Source organism: Oleiphilus sp. HI0067 (genome assembly GCF_001635735.1).
This window is the reverse complement of record NZ_LWFI01000593.1, coordinates 1-694: the sequence shown is the minus strand read 5'-3', so window position 1 is coordinate 694 and position 694 is coordinate 1. Positions and strand designations below refer to the sequence as shown.

Annotated in this window: 1 protein-coding gene; it reads left to right on the top strand. The window is 46.1% G+C overall.

Features of this window, described 5'->3' with window-relative positions; genetic code table 11:
* The coding region (locus A3739_RS06765; protein WP_156502416.1) for an SDR family oxidoreductase at positions 1-346 on the top strand (346 nt) is incomplete at its 5' end.
* Positions 347-694 lie beyond the last annotated feature (348 nt).

The following is a 694-nucleotide window of genomic DNA, read 5'->3' as shown; positions in this document are numbered from 1 at the left end:
ATCAATGGCAGGTTTAGGCGCGACGCCAATGGGTGGTTCTTATGGTGCCGCGAAGCATGCTGTTGTAGGTATGACAAAAACGGCTGCTGTGGAAATGGGTGCAATGAATGTGCGAGTGAATGCGATTTGCCCATTCTTTACTTCAACGCCAATGGTGGATAACCCGATTCTTAATCCGAATGGTGATGAGAAAGAATTAAACAAGACGCTTGCGCGTGGTTGTCCGCTTAAGCGTATTGCGCGTGTTGAGGAAATCGTAAACGTGATGGTGATGATGTTGTCGCCAGCGAACACGTATATGAACGGAATAGCGGTTCCGGTCGATGGTGGTATGTCTGCTATGTAGTTAAATAGCTACTGTGATTGCTTAGGCCGTGTTGAAAGCTTGTTCGCTTTGCTCATTTACGTATATGTAAACTCCGCTATCTCACAAACTTTCGCTTTGCCTATGCTGCTCTCGTGACGCTATTCGGATACTGCGTGCATCATTTCCGCAGACAAGGTGAATCGCGAAGCGAGAGAGGGCGCCCTGGGGTGGACGGGAACCTACTGTTTTATAAAGAGGTAAATTCAGGATCACTTGGAGTGTTCCTGAATCATAAAAGAATTATTCGAGCGTTTATCGTCTCCCGTAAAGCGTTCTGCATACATAACAACTGGAGAAAAATAACATGTCAGATTCACGTGAGTATGA